This is a genomic window from Spirochaetales bacterium, from assembly GCA_016930085.1.
Lineage (GTDB): Bacteria > Spirochaetota > Spirochaetia > SZUA-6 > JAFGRV01 > JAFGHO01.
In genome coordinates this window covers 82,685-107,201 of sequence record JAFGHO010000008.1, presented here as the reverse complement: position 1 = coordinate 107,201, position 24,517 = coordinate 82,685, and the positions used below count along the sequence as shown (strand labels likewise).

At 44.2% G+C, this 24,517-nt stretch carries 17 protein-coding genes; 6 read left to right on the top strand and 11 right to left on the bottom strand.

The window, feature by feature from the left end; all coding sequences use genetic code 11:
* Positions 1 to 140: 140 nt before the first annotated feature.
* The 3 genes from JW881_00960 to JW881_00950 all read right to left on the bottom strand — a co-directional run bounded on the left by JW881_00960 (position 141) and on the right by JW881_00950 (position 4,434).
* A complete protein-coding gene (locus JW881_00960; protein ID MBN1696055.1) occupies positions 141 to 992 on the bottom strand; it encodes a hypothetical protein in 852 nt (283 codons plus the stop codon).
* A gap of 131 nt (positions 993 to 1,123) precedes the next feature.
* Positions 1,124 to 2,986, bottom strand: coding sequence for a glutamine-hydrolyzing GMP synthase (gene guaA / locus JW881_00955; GenBank protein ID MBN1696054.1), 1,863 nt, complete (start codon positions 2,984 to 2,986; stop codon positions 1,124 to 1,126).
* Positions 2,987 to 3,000: 14 nt separating this feature from the next.
* Positions 3,001 to 4,434: an adenylosuccinate lyase gene (locus JW881_00950; protein MBN1696053.1), complete on the bottom strand. Its 1,434-nt coding sequence runs from the start codon at positions 4,432 to 4,434 to the stop codon at positions 3,001 to 3,003.
* Between the two features lie 162 nt (positions 4,435 to 4,596).
* On the opposite strand from JW881_00950, the gene JW881_00945 reads away from it, so the two are divergent.
* Both JW881_00945 and JW881_00940 read left to right on the top strand, forming a co-directional pair.
* Positions 4,597 to 6,501, top strand: coding sequence for a tetratricopeptide repeat protein (locus JW881_00945; protein MBN1696052.1), 1,905 nt, complete (start codon positions 4,597 to 4,599; stop codon positions 6,499 to 6,501).
* Between the two features lie 122 nt (positions 6,502 to 6,623).
* Complete coding sequence (locus JW881_00940) at positions 6,624 to 7,175, top strand: hypothetical protein (protein ID MBN1696051.1); 552 nt, start codon at positions 6,624 to 6,626, stop codon at positions 7,173 to 7,175.
* Positions 7,176 to 7,272: 97 nt separating this feature from the next.
* Here JW881_00940 and JW881_00935 read toward each other — a convergent pair whose 3' ends face one another.
* The 3 genes from JW881_00935 to JW881_00925 all read right to left on the bottom strand — a co-directional run bounded on the left by JW881_00935 (position 7,273) and on the right by JW881_00925 (position 13,091).
* Entirely contained in the window at positions 7,273 to 9,915 is a 2,643-nt protein-coding gene (locus tag JW881_00935; GenBank protein ID MBN1696050.1) for a pyruvate, phosphate dikinase, read from the bottom strand.
* A gap of 36 nt (positions 9,916 to 9,951) precedes the next feature.
* Positions 9,952 to 10,986, bottom strand: a complete 1,035-nt coding sequence (locus JW881_00930) for a hypothetical protein (GenBank protein MBN1696049.1) — start codon at positions 10,984 to 10,986, stop codon at positions 9,952 to 9,954.
* Between the two features lie 77 nt (positions 10,987 to 11,063).
* Positions 11,064 to 13,091, bottom strand: a complete 2,028-nt coding sequence (locus JW881_00925) for a cytochrome C oxidase subunit II (GenBank protein ID MBN1696048.1) — start codon at positions 13,089 to 13,091, stop codon at positions 11,064 to 11,066.
* Positions 13,092 to 13,233: 142 nt separating this feature from the next.
* On the opposite strand from JW881_00925, the gene JW881_00920 reads away from it, so the two are divergent.
* The 4 genes from JW881_00920 (at position 13,234) to JW881_00905 (ending at position 18,988) form a co-directional block, all read left to right on the top strand.
* Positions 13,234 to 14,670, top strand: a complete 1,437-nt coding sequence (locus JW881_00920) for a VWA domain-containing protein (GenBank protein ID MBN1696047.1) — start codon at positions 13,234 to 13,236, stop codon at positions 14,668 to 14,670.
* Between the two features lie 414 nt (positions 14,671 to 15,084).
* Positions 15,085 to 16,242, top strand: a complete 1,158-nt coding sequence (locus JW881_00915; protein MBN1696046.1) for a hypothetical protein — start codon at positions 15,085 to 15,087, stop codon at positions 16,240 to 16,242.
* Positions 16,239 to 17,228 (top strand): bifunctional oligoribonuclease/PAP phosphatase NrnA, encoded by a 990-nt coding sequence (locus JW881_00910; protein MBN1696045.1) that lies wholly within the window; start codon positions 16,239 to 16,241, stop codon positions 17,226 to 17,228. Before JW881_00915 ends, JW881_00910 begins: the two co-directional genes overlap by 4 nt.
* Positions 17,225 to 18,988, top strand: coding sequence for a pallilysin-related adhesin (locus tag JW881_00905; protein ID MBN1696044.1), 1,764 nt, complete (start codon positions 17,225 to 17,227; stop codon positions 18,986 to 18,988). Before JW881_00910 ends, JW881_00905 begins: the two co-directional genes overlap by 4 nt.
* A 26-nt stretch (positions 18,989 to 19,014) precedes the next feature.
* On the opposite strand, the gene JW881_00900 is transcribed toward JW881_00905, so the two are convergent.
* From JW881_00900 to JW881_00880, 5 genes are all read right to left on the bottom strand, one after another.
* Positions 19,015 to 20,124 (bottom strand): tetratricopeptide repeat protein, encoded by a 1,110-nt coding sequence (locus tag JW881_00900; protein MBN1696043.1) that lies wholly within the window; start codon positions 20,122 to 20,124, stop codon positions 19,015 to 19,017.
* Entirely contained in the window at positions 20,121 to 20,507 is a 387-nt protein-coding gene (locus JW881_00895; GenBank protein MBN1696042.1) for a DUF1049 domain-containing protein, read from the bottom strand. Before JW881_00895 ends, JW881_00900 begins: the two co-directional genes overlap by 4 nt.
* A 1-nt stretch (position 20,508) precedes the next feature.
* Entirely contained in the window at positions 20,509 to 21,822 is a 1,314-nt protein-coding gene (miaB, locus tag JW881_00890) for a tRNA (N6-isopentenyl adenosine(37)-C2)-methylthiotransferase MiaB (GenBank protein ID MBN1696041.1), read from the bottom strand.
* 12 nt (positions 21,823 to 21,834) lie between these two features.
* On the bottom strand, positions 21,835 to 22,179 hold the full coding sequence (locus JW881_00885) for a hypothetical protein (protein MBN1696040.1): 345 nt from the start codon (positions 22,177 to 22,179) through the stop codon (positions 21,835 to 21,837).
* Positions 22,180 to 22,303: 124 nt separating this feature from the next.
* A complete protein-coding gene (locus tag JW881_00880) occupies positions 22,304 to 24,400 on the bottom strand; it encodes an LCP family protein (protein MBN1696039.1) in 2,097 nt (698 codons plus the stop codon).
* Between the last annotated feature and the right edge of the window lie 117 nt (positions 24,401 to 24,517).

Below are 24,517 nucleotides of genomic sequence, written 5' to 3'. Positions count from 1 at the left end.
TGCGGGTATAAATGATCTGATCATAAATGCTCTGCTGATCGATGGAACAATCGATTATTCGCTTCACATCACCAAATAGCCATTGCCGATCCATCAAAGGCGCTTGAAGATGATACTATTGTTCAGCCATCTGCCGTCGCTCAGGGGATACCCAGCTTTTTCTTTAGCCGGTTGTTGTAATTATTTTCATAAAGCCATGGGGTGATGAATCCCGAAAGGGCGGCAAAGCCCCCGTTTAGCATGAGTGCCAGTCTCCACGGCTCTGGGCCGGTAGTTTCGGTCGGAGTATCGTTATTTATATCGATCATGGCAGCCACGATCATGATAAGAAAAGAACCGCCCTGGTACAGGGCCCAGAGATGATCTCCCTGGAGGGCGCTTCCCAGACCCGGGATAATATTCCCCAGACAAAAAAGCCACGCGTTGTTTTTCTTGACTTCTTTATAAATATACATTCTGCTCGTTATCCCGATGGAATATAAATCCATTTCCGATATATCCTTTTTAACCATTTGAGAGAGCGTGAGATGCGATAATTCATTGATTATTTTCACGACAGCCTCATCCTGTTTATCCGCCGGATTCTCGAACTGGCCCGTTTTCAGCAGAAAGGTATAAATGATATTATCCGTTTTCTCGATAATTTCACTTATCGAGGCGTATTGTTCGGAAAATGAACTGATGGTTATACCGGTTTCAACGTCGATCTGTTTGAGGTTGAGAATATATATTTCCTCTATTTTATTGAGGTTTCCCACGATAATCTTGTCCGCCGAAAGTAGTTTGCCGAGCTGGATCTGACATGATTCATCCGAACATTCACTCAAAGAGAACTCTATTTCATCGAGGAGTACGTTCCGTTGTTTTCTGTCAATGACGGTGAACATAGCGGAATTTATAATTTTCGTCGTAATGAAATCCTCGATAATGGTTCTTTCCGTCTTGGATAGGTTCTCACTCTCGAGTTCCAAAACGGTAATGATGTATTTCACGGACATGGTCTCTTCACATAAAGCAAACGCACTTATGAAACAAAGGACTATAATCATCACTATGAAATTTTGTCTGTGTATCATACATGTATTTTAAAAACCCGAAGTAGATTTGTCAAATGATTATTCCCCTATTCCCATTCGACCGTCGCCGGGGGTTTGCCCGTCACGTCATAAAGAACCAGATCGATTTCCGGGAAAGCGCTTTCGATTTCCTTTACCGCTGCGTTTATGACATCGGACGGGATATCACGATCGATGACGGCTGAACGGCCCGTCATATAATCGTTGGTCACGAATGCTCTTATGGCAGCCGAAAACGGTTTCTTAACACCTGCCGGAAGAAGGACGGCGAATACCTGGCTTATTGGTTCCCTTTCAAGATACTTCCGGACGATAATATCGATTTCACGCAAGAGATCGAGATTCTCCTTCGATAGATAGACCGGCCGGCACCTTATATCGGATGCCGAAACCTTCTTGTTGAGTGAAAACGCGACCCTGTTGATAAACTCGAGTTTATTGGGAATAATCGTACCGAGTCGATACAGCGTTCCCCAATCCGGTTTTTCGGTGTTTCCCGATAAAACGGCGAGATAGCGGTAGCTTCTGCAATCGCCCTGAACGCCCACGGTACGTAACGGGACGATACATCCCCCGGAAGACCACCCCTCCTCCCCGAGTAATCGAAAGAACCGGTCGTTTTCTTTATCACTAACGCCTTGTCCTTCATGTTCGTAACAGAGATAGCGGATGGCAAGACCCGGACCGGGAAACGGCTGCCGCCCGGCGATTGTTTCGCTTATACCGAGTCTCCTCGCCACTTCCCTCACCTCATCCTTGTGCCAGTCCCAGTTAGTCTCCACGACGAGTCCCTTTTCACGGGCTCGCCTGATAATCTGAACATCATTGTGATGGGTTTTGATTTTATGGGCATAACTCGAGACCATCGGGTTTCCGCTTTCGATAAGATCGGGACGGAGGGTCCCCTGCGCGATAAAGGTATCCGAGGGATCGAGACCGAGTTTTTCTATTTCCTTTTTCAATACTTCGATAAAAAGATGTCCGATTATGTTCCGCTTTATTTCAGGATCGGTAACCGTTTTAAGCGGTCCGTACGTTTTCCCTTCGATCTGTACAGGGGTGTCGAGAAATAGTTCATGCGCATCGACACGGTCGAGATGCCTCAATCCGAGACTGCTCAGGCTTCTGCAAATAAGATCACTTTCGTTCTTCCTCATAAAACCGTGGTCGATATGAATCCCGTAAACCTTCTCCGGCTTCAATGCCTTGACGAGAAGTGCCGCGCTGACTGCCGAATCGACACCGCCGCTTACCAGAACGAGCACCTTGTTCTTTCCCACCTGTTCCCTGATTTTTCCGATCGCCTGCCTGATACGGTCTTCAAGAATGTAATTGCCGCTTAATCCGCATATGGTATGAAGGAAATTACTCATCATTTCTTTTCCCGATGCCGTCAGATCGACTTCGGGATGAAACTGTACGCCGTAAATCGATAACCGGCTGTTATACATGGCGGCAATGACATGCTCCGAGGTGGCGCACGAAATAAAATCAGGCGCAAGGGTCAACACCGAATCGCCGTGACTCATCAGGACGGTTTGTTCTTTTTTTAGTCCGGAAAACAGGGGGCATGCCGTATCTACTTTGATCGTCGTCTGGCCGTATTCGTTTTTTATACCCGGTTTGACGACACCATGAAAATGATTGTTGATTAGGTGCATACCATAACAGATACCGAGGACGGGAATGCCGAGTCCGAATATACCTGCATCATACGAAAGGCTCGTATCGGACCAGACGCTTTCCGGTCCGCCTGAAATGATAATACCACGGTATGATCCAAGTTTTTCCGATTCCACATCAAGGGGGAAAATATCCGATTTGACCGAATGCTCTCGGACTTTTCTATCGATCACTTTAGTGTACTGGCCGCCGCAATCGAGTATTGCCACACTGTCTATGTTGTCCATAACGTTTCCTTGCTTTACAGCGCCTTATTTATTGATTCCATCTTGCTTCGATAGAAGTGCGCCAGGGTTATTGCTTTTTCAACGGCTTTGCCCCTGTACCTCTGTGTTTCTGAGAAAAATGTATGCGGATCGCTAATGCCCACATATGCCAGTTGAGATTTTATGATTTCCCATACATGTTCATCCGATTCGAGAAGTTCGACAAGCCGTTTCCCCTCTTTTTCACATGCCAATGTCAGCTTTCTGACAATCTCATGCGCATCCGGTTCACCGCCAAGTGAAAGGAGAATGTATACCGGTTCGGCGAGCGCCATTTCTCCCGCTTTCTCGAGGTTGTCTTTCATTATTTCCGGGTTAACGGACAGAGAAGATAACACTTTCAACAGCCTTTGCGCGGCAGCGGTAAAGCCCGCAATAAAATCCGCAATAAAACGGGCCGATGCCGAATTGGTCAGATCCCGTTGATGCTCCGAAATCTGATCCATAAAAAAGGTCATGACCCGGGGCGCGAACGCCTTCCACAAGCTTTTTATATGCTCGGAGTTCCAAGGGTTCCTTTTCTGCGGCATGGTCGACGAACCGACCTGGTCTTTTGTAAAAGCTTCCCTGATCTCCCCTATTTCCGAACGCTGAAGGTTTCTGAGATCATCCGCCAGATTCGCGACAATCCCGAAAGCGATATTCATTTCAAGAAGCAGGCGAAGAAGATATTCACTTTCGATAATTTGTGTGGCGTGTTCCGATGGTTTGAGACCGCATTCTTCTAAAACCCGTGATTCCAGGGTTTCCGGTTCTCCCGTGATCAAACTTGTCGCATTATAGGCGCCGACCGCCCCCGACAGCTTTCCCCGAAGATCATTTGAAAGGGAAAACATCTTCTCTATTGATTTTCCCAGCCGTGACACAAACGAGGAAAGTGCGAATCCAAAGGTAATCGGGACCGCATACTGACCGTGGGTACGACCTATCTGCGGTGTTTCGGCATTTTTTTCCGTAAGTCCGATAAGCGTTTCCTCGACTCTGACCAGAAGCGGAAGGACCACTTTTCTGAGGGTATCCCTGATCCTCATCGAGTGAGCTGTATCGAGAATATCCTGTGAGGTCGCTCCCAAATGTACCAGGTGCCTTACTTTTTCAGGTACTTTATTCTTTATCACATTGACAAGCGCCCTGATATTATGATGGGTCCGTGCCTCTTCGTCATAGACCTCCTGCGGATCGATTTTTTTGACGATATCCCCTATTTCTTCGGCAAGCCGCGGTTTATCATTCAATCCGTTATCGAGGTTGATCAGGGCCTTGAGAAGGGCGCATTCGACAAAGATGCAATACCGGATCCCCGCTTCCTCACTCAGGTAGCGTGACAGTTCGTCAAATGCCGTTTTCTCTGAAAGAGAATACCGGTGATCGAGCGGTGAGATATTCAGAAAAATGTTACGTGTTTCCATGTGAATATAAAACAAAAAAGAACGGGTTTTGTCAAAGCCTTTTTTATCATCATTCACTTTATCCCGCTTCTTCCAAAAAAGTGATTGTATATCCATACGACAATCATTTATACTGATGTATGATTTCGTTTTGTTCGATACCAACGATATAGTGGAAAGCATATGGCAATAAAGCCGATCGACCAGTTATTCAAGGACGCCCTCGAAGCCGGACGAAAGCGGGATTACAATACCGCCGTTGCCGTACTCACTGAGATTATCACCAACTATGACTACCCCCCGAAAGTCCTCCTTTATCTCGGCAGAAGTTATCATGCCCTGGGCGATTTCAACAGGGCGATAGCGGTATACGAGTTTTTCCTGAAAGTGAATCCCGATTCACTGAGCGGGCATTTCTTCTTGGGGAGAACCTACCTCGCACTCGGTCTTTTCAAACGAGCCGTCCAGTACCTCAAACCCGTTTTGGATATCAAGAATTCGCCGTACTATTTCCCCGCACTCAGTTTTATCGGACTGGCGTTTCTCAAAGCGCGTAAACCTGAAATCGCGGTCACTTATTTTGAGGATGCCCTTAAATACGATCCTCAAAACCGTAATATTATGAACGGTTACCTCAATGCCCTCCTTATAAAGGCGATCAAACTTTTTCAGCGTAATGCATTACACGATGCCGCCGAAATATTCGAATATCTCATCAAGCATAAACAGGGCAATATTCTTCCTCACATCTATCTCGCACGAATTTACCGTTTTCTGGGCGATAACAAACAGGCGCTGTATCACTACGATATCGCGTCCAGGATGTCTCCGGATGATGAGTTTCTCAAACTCCAAAAAGCCGTCACGCTGCTGAAAATCGGCAACAGATCGGATGCGCAGAAAGAAATGGCGAACTTTCAGCTTCATTTCGATCAAGGTAACGTTCTGACGAATGATCCCCATCGGCTTCTCCGGTTTATCACTATGAGTCATTTTAAAAAAGGAGAGTTCCGGAAAGCGATTGATTACGGGAAGGAAATCCTCAAGGAAAATTACGGTGACATCGAAATTCACGCGGTGATTGCAGAAAGCTATAAAAAACTAGGAGACCTTGGCAAAGCGAAAAACCATTACCTTCGCGCCATCGAACGCGAAAAAAACAAAAGTGAATTATACTACGGACTCGCCTCGATTCTATGGGAACTCGAAGAACATGAAGAACTGCTGCATATCATTAAAAGAATACAGCGGATCAATCCCGAAGACAGGATCGCTTCCTATTTCTATGCACTATGCCTTTCGGAAATCGGCGAGAATTCCCAGGATATTCTGAAGCTTCTTCAGGATCAAATACGGATTCATGGTCCCGATATCAATCTCATGAAGGCTTTGAGTATGGCCTACCTCGAAGTTGATCTTCCCGATCTTGCCGAAAGCTGGCTTCTTCGCATTCTGAAATTGGAACCGGAAGATAAATTGGCCTTGGAATTACTCATCGATGTCTATCAACGTCTCAATGAGAACAAAAAAGCAAAAAAGGCATTCGCCGCTTATTGTAAGGTCTTTCCCGATGACATCGAAACGAGAAAAGAATATGTAAAACTGCTGTTAAAATTGAACAACAATGGAATGGCGATCAAGGAACTTCTATGCCTCATCCCGCTTGTAAAAAACAATGAAGGCTTGAAAAAAACTCTCGGCAATTGTTATATAAAAATGGAGAAATTCGAGGAAGCGACCCTTCTCTTTCGTGAGCTACTTCGCGGGAAACCCGACTCACTCGAATATCTCAGAGCCCTTATTTTTTGTCTTGAAAACACAAACAGGCGTAAATACGCAATCGAGCTTCTTAAAAAGGCGCTGCGTTTTTTTAAGGATAACACGAATATACATCTCATACTCGGGGTCCTTTACGGCAGAAACAAGGATTATGAACCTGCAATTGCCTCATTCCGCGAGGTCATCGCGAAATACCCCAAACACTGGCAGGCGTATAAAAATCTAGGGACGATATATCGGAAGATGGGTAACAGGGCGTTTGCGGAAAAATTCTTCAGACGCGCTGAAGAATACAGGAACAATAATTGAGGTCGCTTTGTATTCTTGGTTGTGTTGCCTTTTTTTACCGAAAGTGACGAATGTTTTAGGAACTTGAAAGAAAATAAGTAAAAAATTATAATTCTTTAGTGGACGAAAAGGAGAGATAACCGGTGAGTATCAAGGCGAGTGATCTTTTTCAGGCATATAGTGAAAACAATATTCCGGCCGAAAAAGGAACAATTATCATCGTTCAGGTGAACTCATTTACGCATTATTCCCGCATTCAGATCATCTCTTATTATAATGCGACAAACATATACCACTCTGAAAAAGGACTTACGTTCATGGCACACGCTAAAAAGATATTCATCCTTGTCGAACCGGAAACATACGAACACAAAACACGTGAACCCGTTTCACGGGATGATCATGAACGAATACCGCATCGTTTTGACGAATTGACCGCAATAAAGGCAAAAACGAACGCGCGCATAATGATCAGCTCCAAACCCGTCCTCGAATATTCATCTTTTTCTATCAATAGATCGAACGGGGAAGATTGTGCCTTTATCTTTTTCGATACCGATAATATCTCGTTTGTATTGCGGCAGTTTATCGAAAAAACACTCATCCATGAATCACTTATCCCGTCTGATGATGCTCAAAGAGCGGTCCAGGCTATCCAACCGTTACTCGAAGACTGCAGGGAATGGAACTATTAGCGGCAGGTTGATGAGCATACCCGACCAAAACGTTCGCTTCCGAAAAAAAAGGCCGTCTTTAATTAAACGGCCTTATGATGACAGTGATTTCGTGTTGCTATCCACGTTCCTTTTCAATATTAAGCTGAGCGACGGCAAGACTGGCTACCGGGACGGAATAGGCGGAACACGATACATAACTCAGACCTGTCTCCATACAGAACCTGATATTTTCCGGAATCGCGCCGTGCTCGCCGCAAAGTCCCAGTTTGAGATTCGGCCGCGTCATCTTGCCTCGTTTTGCCGCCGTACTGACGAGTTCCTTTACGCTTCTGTTCAGCATCTGGAATGGATTTCCGTCCAGGATGTCGAACAGGGTATAGTCGGGCATAAACGTATTGAAATCGTCTCGTGAAAGACCGATCGTCGTCTGCGTAAGGTCGTTCGTCCCGAAAGAAAAGAACTCGGCATAGCGGGCGATTTCATCTGCACTCAGGGCGGCGCACGGAAGCTCGATCATCGTCCCGATTTTATAATCGATCGGGCGGGCGTCCATGTTTTTTCTCACCTCTTTTTCGATATCGATAAGGCCCTTGATGGACTGTCCCTCGATATTCTTGCCGTACATAATAATCTTCAATTCCCTCTCGTTCATGATTAGCGGAACCATAATTTCAGGTTCGACCTTGATTTTTTCTTTCTGGAGTTTGTATACCGCCTCGAAAATGGCCGTGACCTGCATTTCATATATTTCGGGATATGAAATCGCGATTCGGCATCCCCTGTGACCGAGCATCGGATTGAACTCACTCAAACCGTCACATCGCGAACGGACCTCTTTTTCGGAAATACGCTGAGCGGGCGTCTTTCCCACATTAAGGAAAGCGATAAAATCACTCATTTCCGCGGGGTTATGTGGAAGGAACTCATGCAACGGTGCATCGAGAAGACGTATCGTCACCGGGTATCCTTCCATGATTTTGAACAGTTTATAGAAATCAGTCTGCTGCATCGATTTGAGTCGTAATAATGCTTTTATACGCTCTTTTTTCGAATCGGAGATGATCATTGACCTGAACTCGTTTATCCTTTTTTCATGAAAGAACATATGCTCCGTTCTGCAGAGACCGATACCGGTTGCACCGAACGTGCGCGCGAGTTCCGCATCCCTCGGCGAATCGGCATTCGCCCTCACATGAAAATCCTTGATGCCTCCCTTCACAATCCCGATCAAATCGAGCAATCCCGATTTTTTGGGGTCGGGTTCGATTAGTTCGGCCTTACCGAGATAGAGTGTCGGTTCCCCGTAATTCGGCACACTCAGGGTAACGTAATCTCCCTGTTTAATGACCGTATTTCCGATCGTCGCTTTTTTGCCGCTTATTTTCATCTCCGGCTTGACAAGGGATATCTTTCCGTATTGCCGTGCGACAACCGATGCATGCGCGGCATATCCTCCTTCCGAGGAGAGGACTCCCGTTCCCACTTCAATCGCCTTGACGTCCTCGGCAAACGAAGCTTCGAGACATAAAATAAAGCGTGTATCTTCACCGCATTGCTGGGCCATTTTATACGCATCAAGGAGTTCGTCCGTCGAAAAATAAACCTTCCCGATCGCCGCTCCCGGAGCGCCTGAAATGCCTCCCTTTAATTTCTTGAGTTTCTTTGTCGAGTTTATATCGACGACCGGATGAAGTATTTCGTAAAGCTGGTGAGTTTTTATATTCGATATGACATATTTATCGTCGATGACCTTTTTATTGAGCAGCTGAAGAAGAAGCTGGAGATCCGCTTGAGTCGATTTATCGACGACGGCTCGCTGTTCGATAAGCCAGAGGACTTTATCCTCGATGGTGAATCTGATATGTCTGATTTCCTTGAAATGGTCTTCGATCGCTTCAGCTATTTTCTGGAGTTCTTTGAGATATTTGACCCCGATATTATTGATGTCCTTCCCCTTTGATCCGATCGTATCGAACTCGTTCTGGTAAAAATCACCCTGAAGGACTTTGTCCCCGGTGACGACATTGCGGGTGAAAAAATTACCGCTCGATGAGTCTTCGCCGTAATTCCCGTACACCATCGGTTGAATCAGGATTGCAGTATCGTCATCGTCCATTTCATCGATATCGAACATATGACTGATCCGCTTGATGGCAATCGCCAGCTGATGAATCGGATCGTCAAAAAAACCTTTCGGAAGATATGCCAGATAATTCTCCAGATTTTTCTTTTCTTTTGAGGTACTCTCCGATGACGACAACTCTTTTTTGAGTTGTGATATAAGTTTCTGAATATCTTTGTAATCGTTCGTCCGCTTTTCAAGTTCTGCAATCCGTAATTCAAGTTCGAGATTTCCCTTTATCAAAAACTGCACTTCATGAAATCCGAAATGCGCTCCGACAAACTTATTGAACCCTTCGATTGTTTTCGCCGTCAAACCGTAATTATGAAGCGTCGGATAGTGGGCGACGGCAAGATTCGGGCTGATAACAATTTTCAGCAGCATTGGATTTTCAGGATCGCCGAATGCCCGCCCCCGTTCCTTTTTCAATCTGTCCAGATACGGTATCAGATGTTTTTCCAGAGAATCGTTTTTTAGATGTGAGGCAATTTCCGAATCAATAATAAAACCGGGAAGAATAGGAAGCGATAATGAAGCAAGTTCCATCGCCCTTCTTCCCCTGATGCCAATTTTATCCAGAATGGCATCGTCCTTGATATATTCACCTTTCTTAAAAAAATGGATATGTTCTTTCATAATGACCCTCTCTTCTTTCAATTTGAATAAAAACCATCAGAAAAGTTTGAGTATCTGATTGGGCGGTCCATGCAGAAAATCTTCGAACCTGTGGCTTGCACCCTGCATGAGATAGCGCTTTAGTTTAGCAACATCGGCGATCGCTTCACCGACAACGGAAATCATGATTGCCGTACCGCGCTTTACTTTACCCCATTTAAAAAGTGTGTTGATGTCATTGATCCTTTCACCATCGTAGAAAACCAGTACCCTGTTTTGGGTATATGTATGTTCATAGCTGGTGATTATTTTTTTCCACGCTTCCACGTTTCCATTATGAAAGAGTTCGTTGGTGACAATAATGCCGTACATCGGTGTCATTCGCATCCGCTTGGGAGGTCCCTCTTTTTGCTGCACCTGTTCCGCTGCGGTTTTTTGTACGGCCTGTTTTTGTTCCGGTTTATAGGTTGACCGGGTTGTTTTTTTGATTTTCGGTGCTCGTTGGGGTGGAGCTTCTGCCTCTTCAATCTCCTCAATTTTTCTGTATTTTTTGAATGTATATGAACCTTTCTTGAATGAAGGCGGCGCTTTCAACGTTTTTCCTTTAAGCAGCTTTTTTATCGATTCGATTACTTCATCATAAAATTTCTTTTTTTCCGTTTTCTTGAACTCTCCGACAAAAATAGTGACGAGTTCGTTTTTCTTTAATGTCCGAACTGCTTCAAAATGGGCCGGGTTTTTGGGATTTATCGGTACGACATCAAGTTCCGGATGAAAATAGGCAAGCACGATATCCACTGCTTTCCATTTTGAAACTTCATCGACAAAAGCGTCGAATTTTTCAATAGAATCTTCGACATTGTACGATGAATACGCATACCCGTATTTATCGACGAGGAGGGAAAAGATAATCGGTTTTATCTGTGTGGGAATAATTCTTTTTGCTGTAATCAATTCATTCATTATATCGGCAAGATTATAGTTTTTTTCAAAATCATTAATAATTTCGAGAACGAGTTTAAAATGTCGTAGGGACTGATTAAACCCTTCCCGCGTGCTTAACGTATCAAATTGATATTTAAGTTCTCCCATAGACAATCCTTTTCCTGAAGCCTAATATTATAATGACGGCTCTCTTTCGAGAGCCGCCATTATCACGTTTCACTGAATTATATCTCTGTTAATCCCGATTTATTCCTCCCGCGTCGCTTCCTGCTTTTTTGTCGTGAGGAATCCACGAGTCCTTTTTTTGATGTGCTTCTTCTGGGAGTTGATTTTTTGACCTGCTCGTGTTCCGAGGTTTCGGTCTGAATCATTCCGAAATAACTTGTATCTTCCGTGGAACTCGTTTCAGCTTCATACCCTTCACCCGACATAAATGATTGTGAAATATCGTCTCTTACCGTCGATCTTCTTCTCGAGAATGATGCGAATGCGGCATCCTGAAATCCTTTGGAAACACCATGGAGAAACTCGTTCAAAACGTTTGCCATACCATCGAGCGTGGCTTTCTTTTTCTTGATCGAGGTGATGTCGACGTCAAGAAGAAGTCCGGGCTGGATATGATAGGGATTGATGAGGTAGTCGAATGTCTGGAATTCGCTTTCGAGAAAAGCAAGCCGTTCTTCCATAACACGCCTGTATTTCGGATATCGATATTCATACATATTTTTGAGTTTATCGCGCATCATGATCATTCTGTCCTTTATTTTGTCCTTTTCGAATATGTACGTTCTGTTCATGCGTTCGACATCCGTGTCCGCCGCCTTTATGAAACTGATTTCATCCCAGACCTTGTCGATGTCTTCATAAAGTGGATCGCCTGTTTTGGTTTTTATCCTTCGTCTGATCTTGTTCTTGTATTTTTTCGCAAGATCCTTGAAATCGACGACTCCCTTGAGGAATTTGGAATCTTCGTACACCACTTCCAAAACGTCCCATAAATGCTGTACCTCGATCTCAAACGATTTGATCTGGACATCGTAGGCTTTTCTTTCTTCGATAAGCTGCGCATTGTCATAATACTTCATTTTTATCTTGAATCGTTCGTCCGGCAGATTTTTCGTATCCGTATCTTCGTATTCGCGCAATATAAGCTCTCTCGAGTTCTTCATATTCTCGATATACTGATACCCCATCTTTGATGTGTCGAGAATTGATGTAATTGAATTGATTGCTGTATTGAATCCCCTGTTCCTTATGTTTTCCAGATCGATAATTTTTTTCAGGTTTTCCCTGATATTGAGCGGATCGAACTCATCAGGGTCTATTTCTGCCCGTAATCCTTCAATTCTATCGATTAAATGTTTTCCGATGAGACTGTATCGCTTAGATTTTGGATTTTCAATATCGTCGTCCGTATAATTGTCCACTTTTTTCATTTTCTGGAAAATGATTTCACTATCCGTCAATTCTTCCTTGCCTTCATCGACAAGCTGATCCTTGAGTTTCTCGATTTCTTTATCGATGGCATCCATGATGTGTTTGGAAATGAGGTCTTTGATGAGAAACTCGACGGTTACCTGATAGTGAAAGATAGGACTTATCAGTTCCGAGTCTAAAATATTGACCGAAAGTTTGACGTCAGTGACGGTTTTCGGCTTGAAAATATTATCCTTGAAACCGCACTTGACGATCGAGTACGCGTTTTCACCTCTGATAAACGCACCGACATCCGTTTTTTGCCTGAGGATTGAATTGGTAAGGTTTTCGAGATCATTGACACCCCGCTGGAGGTGGCCCTGAAGGTGCCCGTACATGTTGACTATTGATTTCTCGATCTCACCGGTATTGAATTTGTCAATACCGCCGATCTGATCAAGCAAGGCGGCGATCTCTTTCGGCGTATAACGGGCAAGGGCTTTCATCTCTTCCTTATCCACGAAATTACGCACCTTTTTGACCATTTCATCTTCCGACGTCGTCAGGTACCTGTTGAACATGTTCTGGTAATTTTGATTGAAGTAATTGAAAAGTTTCTCCTTTATACCACCCATGATATCAACACGCTCCAAAACCTCTTTTGGAAGTTTTGATGCAAGATGGTTCATTACCTTATCGACTTCTTCACTTAAAAGAAGATCAACCTCCGCCTGCTGATCACGAAACTCCTGGGCCAAAGAATTACGTGAACCGACGGCACTTGGCTTTTCCGGATGAAAAACATTAGGACTTTTGGGTAAATCGACTGCTCCCATAATATCTCTCCTTTATTTTGGATTCTCCTTTATTCTATTAGAAAAATGCTTATAATGTAAAGCAATTTTTTTTATTTTTTTTACTTCCAATTTCATTAAATATAGTGCATTGTTAGTAGTATATAGAGGGAGGTATAGAATAATGATACGAAAAGCGTGTTTTTTCATTATAACACTAGGATTTTTCCTCATAACCGCGGGTTCTTTAATGCAGTTGTATGCCCAGGATGACCGTTCCGACGAAAGGGATTATCCTATCGACCTTATTATAGCCCTTGATAAGTCCCTCTCAATGGAAGAGGAAATTGAGGCAGTAAAAACATACCTGAAGGACAAAATCGTCGATACTTACCTGAAAGTGGATGATTATTTTTTGTTGATACCGTTTTATCAAAAATCTGAAGTTGCGATAGCGCGGACAATTCATTCGGAAGAAGACAAGGCGGCGGTCAAGCGGGTTATCGACGGTATCAATGCGAATGGGTCGTGGACTGACATCGGAAATGCCTTCGACCGGTTGAGTGATGAATTGAACGAACGCTACTATAATAACAGAAGGAAAAGCTTTCTCGTTATCACGGACGGCATAAACGAACCCCCCCCGTCGAGTCAATACTTCCGGCCGGACGGCAAACTCGTTCACGAGTTTACGGATGATATCACCGAACTCGAGGTATTCCCGAACTGGAAGGTCCTGGTTCTTGTAATCGGCGGTGATACCGGCTTCGATATTTTCGAAGATGACGAAAACATCCAGATAAAATCGATAAAGGAAGGGGCGACACCGGATGAAATCGATCAGTCCGCAGAATTATTCGGTTTTATCGAAGTGATTCAGGAAAAAATGAAACCGCTGGTATTGAGTTCCAAAGGAAAGGGAACACTTACCCTACCATTGGCCGTCAAATATCCTGAACCGCCGAACATCGTTATTGAAAAGATTTCGCTTTTGACATCGGCCGAAACCTTTGACAATATACTGCCGGGTACTTTTGCACAAAACCTTGTAAAGGAAGGTGAAGACCTTCTCTCGATCAAGGTGGACGCAAAAAATGATATTAACGGAAAAAAGAAAATTGAACCCGGCACCTATTCGGGTACGCTCGAGTTTACATTTTCCGGTAAAGATACTTTTAAAACACCGCTCGGGGTTACACTCCATGTCAATAATGCTTTTGAAGACAATCCATGGCTTATTCCCCTTATTATTTTAGCGGCACTTATTATTATCATCCTTGCGATTTTCGGTATCTACAAAATTGCGCAGGGCCATCCGATTAAGTTCAGGGTACTTGTTGAAGAAATGCCGATTCCAAAGGGAAAAGATGTCTTCAAGATAACGAAAAATAAACAGCTTTATATGTCTGAAAGCCTTGATTTTATACGGGTTACGGATGTGAAAACCCCGAAAAGTTTTGCTAAATTATCGGTGGCCGCTGAGGATCTAAAACTGTTTGTCATCAAAGAGACTTATTTCGTGGAGCCAAAGGATATTCCGGAAAATGTCCTTGAAAATACAATCAGAATCATTACCGAAAGCGGTAAAAAGTACCATGTAAAGTTTATTGAAATTACATGAGGTATCCTTGTTTTAACTGATGATGCTGTTTTCTCTCAAACAGGTAACGTTTCAGAGGTAATGTGAGATACGTAAAAGGATACTCACACAGGCAACAGACACGTCGAACGAAGAAACAGATATCTGTCGTGTAATGTATAAGCTTTCTTTAAAAGCCTGGACGAATGCTTTGGTAAACGTTCGGCTTTCGGGATGTCGCTTCCTGAAGGACACGTATCTATTGTGAATAAGGCCGTAAAAGCGAAAACATATACGATAAGAAATCAGGGTTAAGCCTATGTCATCACAATCGTATGAACTGGTCTTTTGCCGGTGGATATCGGTATTGTGGTCGTATACGCAATAAAACGAAGATAATATTGAGACAATTCCTTTGCAATGGTATATTATTCCTGATAAAAAGGGGAATATTCGATGGGTTCTTATTCACTTTATATAATAGAGACAGGATTTTCACAAGATTTACCGGGATTCAGAAAAGATACCGCCTCCTCAATATTTCCTTTCTGGGGGAATTACTTTTTTCTTGATTTCATCTGCTCTTATCTCGCCCTGAAATCGACAATAACCGTTTATCTGTTAATCCCCGGGAACTTCAAAACGATTGTAACGGCCGTTTCGGCAAAATGGAAACACCAGATCGATTATATCGAGGTACTCGCCGACGAAACAGAAGATTTTATAAGGCTTCTCTCAACCGATACATCCTCTCATATCATCGTCACATCCCCTACTTATATAGCACTGTTCAACGGCAGGGAGATCCTCCGTTTACTCGATGAATCGGATGACAATATCACCAAAGTGACGATCGACAATGTGCCCCTCAACCTGTTTCTCGTAAAGCGTAAAGACCTGCTGCGTCTTGTCCGGTCATTCGGAGGAACAAAAAAAAGATCCCTCACCCCACTTTCCCGTCTTTTTGACGCGATACTGGAACAGCAATTCGAACGGATGGAAAATGTTTCCGGCCAGGTTTTGTTTCATAATCGCATAATGGAGATGTATGAGGGGAATCTCTGGCTTTTAAACAACATGAGACAGACAGATGTGACGGAGTTTTTACTAAGGCAGTCGAATCTGAACCATGACGGGAAAGGGATGTATGTCGGAGAGTCCGGCTGTATCAAAAACTCCTATATTTCCCAGGGGGTCGAGATAGACGGATATATTGAAAACTCAATTGTTTTTTCCAATGTCGTCGTTCAAAAGAATGCTAAAGTCATCAACTCCGTAATTATGAATAACAACAGAATCGGTAAAAATACACAGATTCGCAATGCCATTATATTTCCGTTCCAGGACGATTTCAAAACCGCCGCCTTCAATATACCCGAATGTTGTACTATCGGCGGATGTCCCTCATCGATAAAAAACTCCTCATTTCCAGAACATATCCGCAGGGGGCTGACGTTAATCGGAACTAACGGAAGGCTTCCCCGTGGATTTACCATCGAGCCGGGAGTGTTTCTTGGGCCGGAATACCCGTTAAAGGAATTAAAAAATTTGCAAATTCTAAAAAAAGGTTCAAGTATATATATTGGGAGAGATATGGAGAACAGCCAATCATGAATTTCAAAACGTTGATCGAATGTATCGAAAAAAATGACAAGTTTATTATTTGCGCGCATGAAAGTCCTGACGGAGATGCAATCGGCAGTGAATACGCCTTTCTTCTTGTATTAAAAAAATTGGGTAAACAGGCATATATTATTAATAATGACCCTACCCCGTTCAATTTCAAATTCGTCGATGTGACAAATGAAATCGGCTACTTCAGCGGAGAAAAAAATCTTCCACGGGGTCTCGAGGATTTCACCCTTTTTATCCTCGACACAAACGACACGAACAATATCGGCGATATTTCGACATACATTCTCCCGCATGTGAAAGAGTTTTTTATCATCGACCATCATGACAGCGACGATGATAGCCAATGTAATTTTGTCATCGCAAAAAATGCCTCTTCGACGGCGGAAATCATTTATCAGTTCATCAAAAAAAGTAAAATACCGATCGACCTGCCGATGGCAAACGCACTTTACATGGCAATCGTCTATGATACGGGCTCCTTTATCTATCCGAAAACGTCATCACTCACTTTTAAAATCGCCCATGAACTCGTGAAAATCGGCGTCAATCCGAATGAAATCTATACCCAGGTCTATGAAACCGATTCAATCCCCTCGATCATTCTCCAGTCGAAGGTACTCAGTTCGCTTGAACTGAAAATAAATAACCATGTCGCCATTCAGACCATGCTCAAGGATACGATAATCAATACCGGAGCTTCCTTTGAGGAATCCCGGGCGATTATCAATATCCCCCTCAAGGCAAAGGACGTCAAGGTATCCATGTTTATCAAACAGGACCTGAAAGGGGTGACACGATGTTCACTCCGCTCAAAAGGCGATATCGACGTGTGTAAAATAGCGCAGCACTTCGGGGGCGGCGGGCACAAAAACGCGGCCGGATTCAAATTCACCCGTCCGATTGCCGATATTCGCCGGGAAGTTCTTTCCATGCTAACCGTATATTTTAAGAAAGACGAATCATGAAAAATAAAATTCCTTTTGTCATTCTCTTGTGTGTACTCCTGGGACCGGCATGTGCACCGAGGATTCCCGATATCGATTCGACGGAGGCGGATATTCCCGGTGTTTCGACACGGGAAACCGGAGACACGCTCTATGCGGATTCTCTTTTTTCCGAAGGGGACGATTCCCTTTCCGCTGACCTTCAGTCAAAAGTACCGCTTGCAAAAAACGAATTCCTTCTTCAGACAATCAATGTGAATCTTGACCTCGATATCATCGATGAACAGATACTTATCATCAAGATAGTCGATGATCCGGAACTGTTCATAAAACTGGTCGTTGTGGAGTTTGACGAAGTTCGAAACACATACGTCCGTTCATGGGAATCCTTTACCAATGCCACCAACCATCGTGTTTTTGACCTCGAATGTATCGATATTGTAGGGGATTACAGCAAGGAAATCGTTTTCAGCGGCATGAACAACAAGGATGTCACACTGGATGTTTTCCGGCGAACCCCATCGCCCTCACATCCGGGGCTCTATTTTGTACCGATCTGCCGGCTTGTTTCAAACGGGACAATCACCATTCAACGAAAAAAGCGGTCGGCATCGTATGAACTCGGGCAAAAAACAGGTGAAAGTTTTCCGATCGTCATCGAACGGACGGACAAGGATTCCGGAAACGCGAACGACCTTATCAGGGAAACATATCAATGGGTATATGCGAGTAACAAGTACGAGTTCATCCCCCCCTCGGAAAGAATTCCCGGAGATATTATCGAAGACAAGAAATTCAGGGAGCTTTTATCAAGCAGCGGGACGGCTGTATTTGAAGAATATCTCGAAGGGGCGTGGTATAATAAGAAAGATATTTCGCAAATGATTCTCTTTTTCCCCGATGAACAACAAATCGTTTTTTATTCGGATAACGCACAGGAAGTTTACAGCTGGGATTATTCTTCACGGCGAAGCAGTTACCTCATGCTTCTCATGATCAGAAACATCCTGGTCCGCTCGATTAAATTGACGCTGAATATCACCTGTAAATCGCTCAGTTCCATAAACATTTCAATGTCCGATGATTTCTGGGCCGGAGATTATGTCAAGGTCAAGGAAGAATTACAGGAAAGCCTTTACAGCAAGGAATCAGTCGTTGTGAAGCCGTCCGAAGTTCAGCTTTCCGGTATTTTTGAAGAGGAGTTTCCCGGCGAGGATAAAAGTATTCAGATTATATTCGAGCCCCCTTATTTTACCTGGACTGACGAATCGAATGATTCAATGACGGATTATTCCGGCGGATTCGCCGTTTTGAACAATGTCCCCGTCATCAATGATTTTTATTACCAGAAACATTTTCAGAATATACCGGATGAACTTGACGAGCAGGCTTATGATGATTTGATAAAAAAGATATCGTCACAGACGGGAAGATTACTTTTTAAACAATCATATCTCTTTGATAAAGCCTCGAAAAATTATCTCGTAAAGCCGAATATTGACAGTACCGATAAAACCGAATTATGGAAGTTGTTTGTTTCAACCGGCTATAAAGGTTTTCGGGAATACGCGATAAGCGTCATTTCCTTCAAGATATTGAAAGAAAACGGACTGATCGACAGGGTCGAAAATTATCTTCTCGAATACGTAGTACAGGAGGGGATAGACGGAAATAGTATCAAGAAAGTAATCGTTTTTACCCCGGCTCGATTATTGGTGAATGGCATTGAAGCGGTTTCCCAGGATTCATTCAGGCTCGTACAGCATATTGAAAAGGAATAACAGCCGTTTTTTTACAATAACGACTGTTATTGTGAAACAAGGAATCCTTCGTACCCCGCCTCTTTCAAACGGAGAACAATATCGTTTGAGATCTCGCCTTTTTTTACTTCGATGACAACACGGTAATATCGTGTCTCTCCGATTAATTTTTCTATAATGACGGCTTTGAATGAATGTGATTCGAGTTCCTTAACCATTTCCAACGCGTTATCCTTCATGACATACGAACCGGTCTGGATAAAAAGCGGAGCGTTTTCATCGAATGAAGGCGGATTTTCCGAATGATCGTCTTCACTGCCCGTCTTTTTAACTTCCTGCTCTATCGAGGTATATGGGAGAAAATAACTCGAGGGTCCCGGAAAGCTTTCAATCAAGGATTCCGTCCTTTCGATTAATTGTCCGGCGCAGTAATATTCGGGAGATCCGGAGTATGATCGACGTAACAGTTCATATATTTCCAGTGCTTTTTCTTTTTTCCCCGTTACGAAACAGAGTTCGCAATACCCCAGCAGTATCTGCGGATACGCTTCCGAATCCTTATTTTCGACCATGATGATTCTGTAATAGCGTTCGGCTTCCTCTGTGTTTCCGGCCGCAAAAAGGCTTCTCGCATAAAGACATGCCGCGCGGCCCCGAACATCGGACTTTCCCTTTTGAGCCATCACGGGAGTAAGGAGTTCCTTCGTTCTCTCGAAGTCCCCCTGTTCAAAAATAAGTTCTGCCGCATTCAGGAGGTAGTCCGATTTTTTATCGTCGTTTGCTGAGTTTGCGGCTTTGATATAGTAGCGAACCGCTTCTTCGGTATTTCCGCCCAGTTCCATGACCAGCGCACAGACGGCGGTCAACCCGGAACGTAATGAAGCCTTTTGTATATGCGGGATAACCGGAACCAGTGTCGAAACGAAGAAAGCAGGTTCGTTTTCAATGCGTATATATTCGGCAACGACATCGACGACGGGCTCATCATCCCGGTGTTCCTCAAGCCATTTTTCAAACCATTGCCTGTAGAGCGGAACGGCCTCCTCTATTTTGTTTTCGCCCGCTAATCGTCGTGCCTTTTCGAGAAGCGATTCTTCGCCTGACGCAAACAGGGAAAAAAACATGATGAATATGCATATTACGGAAAACCTTTTCATTTTCGTTTCTTTTTTGATTTTTTTACGGTTTTCTCTTCTTCCTTGTCGTCGAGGGGACCATCGTAAGTCCCGCCGTTTTCTTTCCCGTGATTGCTTTCGATGTATGCATTACGATCCCTGCCTTCTTTTATTTCCTCCTTGAGAAGTTCGTTTTTCTCTTTTAGCTGCTGCTTGATTTTCTTTTTCTTCTTGATCGAGCTGATGAGTGAAAACGGAAGGGCGATAATCGCCCCTGAAAGAAACGAGAAAAAAAGCGATACGAACATCGGAATATTCTCGACTTTTACGGGGCCGAAATAAATGGTGACGAGATGGGTATTGAACCAGGCAAAGACAAGAAACAGTGTCAGGATGGAGAGTATACCAATGAGTTTCCAGGGCATTTCAAATATTCTCCTTTCCCCAAAAGGTGTTCCCTTTCAGTGATAATAATTCGACATTCAGGAACGTACCGATACGGTGAGGGCTTCCGGCAAAAACGACCATTTCATCCTGTTCGGTTCTTCCCAGCAGTTCGCCTCTGTTTTTTTTCGATACGGTTTCAACAAGGACCTTCGCGGTTGTTCCGCATTTCAGCTTCTTTTTTTTCAGGGAGATGTCCCTTTGTAATCGTATAATCTCATCGAGACGCTTCAACTTTATGCTTTCGTCGACATTGTCATCCATTGTCGCGGCAGCTGTTCCTTCCCTTCTGTTGTATCGGTACATAAAGGCGTCCTCGAATTCGATTTCTTTCATGAACCCGATTGTCGCCCTGAAATCGTCCTCCGTTTCGCCGGGGAACCCAATCAGAATATCGGTTGAAAGCGTGATGCCGCTGACGTTTTTTTTGATCTCCCGAACGAGTTCCCTGTAATCGGATGCGGTATACCCCCTGTTCATCAGCGAAAGGATCCTGTCCGAACCGTGCTGTACCGGCAGATGAATATGGCGGCAGAGAGATGGCTGTTCTGCGATCAGGCGGATCAATCCTTTCGATATATCCTTTGGATGCGATGTGAGGAACCTGATCCATTCGATATGCTTCACGGCGGATAGAACCCACTCGAGGAGCGCCGGAAAATCGATGAAGGAGCCGTTATCGCTATAGCGATATGAATTGACATTCTGTCCGAGGAGGGTTATTTCCTTTACCCCTTCGCCATCGAGCCGCCGGATCTCCCCGAGTATTTCATCCGGATCGCGGGACACCTCGGGACCGCGTACATAAGGGACGATACAGTATGAACAGTAATTATTGCATCCGTGCATGACCGGGACAAATGCCTTTGCCCCGGTCATCCCGTGTGTCTTGAGAAAACGGTATGAATCATGATCCGCATGGAGATGTTTGCTCCCGTTTGCGGAGAGTGAGTCGCAAATATCACCGAGCGTATGCTTGTTGAAATTTCCTATCACAATATCCACTTCAGGAGTCTTTTTGAAGAATTTGTCCTTCAGCCTTTCCGCCATACATCCGGTGACAATGAGTGTCTGGGGACGCGTCTCCTTGATATGTTTAAAATGACCGATCCGCCCCCATATCCGTGTCTCGGCCGTTTTTCTCACGGAACAGGTGTTGAGAATAACGACATCGGCATCGGTATCGCGTTCGGCGCGGACCCATCCCCGCGTATCGAGCTGGTCTTCCATGGACCCGCTTTCGGCTTTGTTCATCTGACAGCCGTAGGTCTCGATCCAGTAGGTATTCACGTTCATACCGAATGGCTGTTATCGTCTGGCATTCAGGTTTTTTATGAATTTATAGGCCGAATAAGCGCCGACGGCAATCAAGGCGATACCGCCCGCACCGAGCAGAAAGCCGGCGATGGGTTTCAAAAAAGGAAGCCGGGATAACGCATACACGATACCACCGCCCGCGACGATAAGACCGGCGCCTTTGTCTTTTTTTGAAGCGGCCATAGCCAGTCCGACGATGCCGATAAGCCCGCCGATAATGATTCCCGGCCAGAATCCCACTCCGCCGAGCGCGAGCAGTATGATGCCGCCCCCTATACCTCCGACTCCGACCATTGCCTGTTTAACGAGTTGCTGTCTTGGAACCAGTTCTCCCATACAAGACCTCCTTATAAAAAGGTAAAAATTTTATAGCAAAGGATTGATAATCCGGCTATAGCATTAATGTAAACCAATCTCCTCATTATGTCTACAGCCCGGTATCTCCGCATGTTTCCAACGGCTATTCCATGGCGACTCTTTTTTCTTCCATCGTTTCCGGTTTGATTTTACCATTGGTAATGAGTTCTCGGACATACCATTTGACGAGATTGAAGTCATTGTTTATGGGGAGGAGTATCCAGGCACCCTTGTTGAAATTCTCGTCAAGCCGGCTTTCATCGAAATCGCTTCCGAGCAGATAGATATTGGAATAGGTCGCATAAAGAACATTGGTGGTATCGAGGGTGTTTTGCGCGTTGATGCGATAATCCTTGAAGGTATTGAAATAATACGCCATTTCGAGGGGGGTAATGTTTGTTCTGACGTATTTCAGAAGTGTCGAAATGATTTGATATATTTTATCGAGATTGAAGATACTCATTTCCTTCAGCCGGTCGCGGATCGCCATAATAATCGTCTGCTGTCGACGTGATCTGTCGAAATCGGTCGAGTAATGCCGTGATCGCGCGACGCGCAGGGTTTGCACGCCATTGAGGTGATAGGTCCCCTTTTTATAACACAGGGTCTCCCATTTCCCGTTTTCCTTTATTTTATAGGTCGGATCGATAAGATCATGATAGAGGTAAATGTCGATACCCCCGAGAATATCCACCACGTCGATAAAGGCGAACATATCGATATGCATGAATTTTTCAATTTTCAATCCCGTTATCTCTTCGAGTTCCCGAAGCAGCTGATTCGGCCCCCACGCCCAGTAGACCGTATTGATTCTCCGGCCTTTATAGTAGAGATCGCGTGGAACGCTGACGATCGTTATCTTTTTCTCCTTCCGGTCGATGTGAAGGATCATGATCGTATCGGTATTGTTTACATTGGAGCCGCAAAGAAGAAGATTGAGTGTATCTTCCGAATGATATAAACCCTCAATTTGCGGTATTGTCTCCGGCAGGCTTATTTTTTTTTTTGTCTCTTCACCACCGCGTTCCATGAGGGATTTGATCGAACCGATCTGAATATCGTCTGAGTCCATGATATAAATTTCAAAATGCATCATATCGACGGCAAAACTCCCGATATGCGCCCCGCTTTTGTCAACCACGTCATAATAGGTAAAATATTCATCCTTCCTCGATGTCTGGACGATATGAAGGCCTTTCGATTCAAGAAGTGTTAAAAATGCTTTATCGGTAAATATATTCTGAAGGGTTTCCAAAGCATCCGAAAACCGTCTCGCCCGCTCATCCCTTGTGTCGAGATCGACGACATAGGAAAGAAAATCTTCATAAAAAAGCTCGAACGAATCATAGATGTGATCATTAATAAAAAACAGGCAGCCTTTTTTATATAAACCGATATTCCCGAAGTTCTTGCTGCCTTTATTGACATTATATGAATATTTATCAGTATCTTCGGAAGATAATGCGACTGTCAGTTCCTTGTTCCTGAGTGCCTGTCCGACTGCGGTGACGCTCTCGATGTTCTTCAATTGCCCTAAAGCGACGTTGAGTTTCGAATTATATAAGTCGACCCGCGGGATGAGGCCTTCGATTTTTACGGCCGCATCCTTTCCGGGACTCACCCCCTCGAGATAATCGCCCGAGAGAGTGCTAATCGTAAGGGTATCCCCTTCCGGCATGTATTGCAGGGAGAACCATTCCGTTTTGTTTTTCATGAGCCGTAACGTATACGGTTCAACTTTTTCCGTCTGAAATCCGTATCGGTTGACGATATCGATCAACCTCTCGTCTTCTGCAATCGAATCGAATTTCCTGGTATACGTTTCATCGGCATAGGATGAAAACATCGTTTCGATCGCCTTGAAAAAAGCGAGATTCTCCCTGCCTTCGGCTTCATCCGCTTCTTCCGGATCGGTTTTTTCATTAATGGGATATGTTTTTACCGATAATCCCAAATGGGTTCTCATTTCGTTGGTATGGGCGATGGAAAGGAGTAGACTCTGATTGATCACATCGATATCATCCCTTGTTTTAGCCAAATTCCTGATGATATCCGAAAGCCGTGCGTTAACACCGCCTACCATTGCCATCACAACGGAAAAGAATATGACAGCGAAAAGAACAACCAGTCCGGGTATGAGATATTTTTTGTATGGGGTGAGTGTCGATACGATACTCATCTTTTTCTTTTTTACAGCCATCTCCCTCGTTTCCTTTTTTAACCTCTTGCATGAATAATTTTCAATGACAGGCGATTCATAATAAAGGCAATTACAGGGAATTTCAAGAGGAAGATTCCAAAAATAGACACCTTTTCA

What these genes read in the sequence shown, in the direction of transcription:
- guaA (MBN1696054.1), bottom strand. Translation starts at nt 2,986, where the DNA reads ATGGACAACATAGACAGTGTGGCAATACTCGATTGCGGCGGCCAGTAC.
- JW881_00950 (MBN1696053.1), bottom strand. Translation starts at nt 4,434, where the DNA reads ATGGAAACACGTAACATTTTTCTGAATATCTCACCGCTCGATCACCGG.
- JW881_00945 (MBN1696052.1), top strand. Translation starts at nt 4,597, where the DNA reads ATGGCAATAAAGCCGATCGACCAGTTATTCAAGGACGCCCTCGAAGCC.
- JW881_00935 (MBN1696050.1), bottom strand. Translation starts at nt 9,915, where the DNA reads ATGAAAGAACATATCCATTTTTTTAAGAAAGGTGAATATATCAAGGAC.
- JW881_00930 (MBN1696049.1), bottom strand. Translation starts at nt 10,986, where the DNA reads ATGGGAGAACTTAAATATCAATTTGATACGTTAAGCACGCGGGAAGGG.
- JW881_00925 (MBN1696048.1), bottom strand. Translation starts at nt 13,091, where the DNA reads ATGGGAGCAGTCGATTTACCCAAAAGTCCTAATGTTTTTCATCCGGAA.
- JW881_00920 (MBN1696047.1), top strand. Translation starts at nt 13,234, where the DNA reads ATGATACGAAAAGCGTGTTTTTTCATTATAACACTAGGATTTTTCCTC.
- JW881_00915 (MBN1696046.1), top strand. Translation starts at nt 15,085, where the DNA reads ATGGGTTCTTATTCACTTTATATAATAGAGACAGGATTTTCACAAGAT.
- JW881_00910 (MBN1696045.1), top strand. Translation starts at nt 16,239, where the DNA reads ATGAATTTCAAAACGTTGATCGAATGTATCGAAAAAAATGACAAGTTT.
- JW881_00905 (MBN1696044.1), top strand. Translation starts at nt 17,225, where the DNA reads ATGAAAAATAAAATTCCTTTTGTCATTCTCTTGTGTGTACTCCTGGGA.
- JW881_00900 (MBN1696043.1), bottom strand. Translation starts at nt 20,124, where the DNA reads ATGAAAAGGTTTTCCGTAATATGCATATTCATCATGTTTTTTTCCCTG.
- JW881_00895 (MBN1696042.1), bottom strand. Translation starts at nt 20,507, where the DNA reads ATGCCCTGGAAACTCATTGGTATACTCTCCATCCTGACACTGTTTCTT.
- miaB (MBN1696041.1), bottom strand. Translation starts at nt 21,822, where the DNA reads ATGAACGTGAATACCTACTGGATCGAGACCTACGGCTGTCAGATGAAC.
- JW881_00885 (MBN1696040.1), bottom strand. Translation starts at nt 22,179, where the DNA reads ATGGGAGAACTGGTTCCAAGACAGCAACTCGTTAAACAGGCAATGGTC.
- JW881_00880 (MBN1696039.1), bottom strand. Translation starts at nt 24,400, where the DNA reads ATGGCTGTAAAAAAGAAAAAGATGAGTATCGTATCGACACTCACCCCA.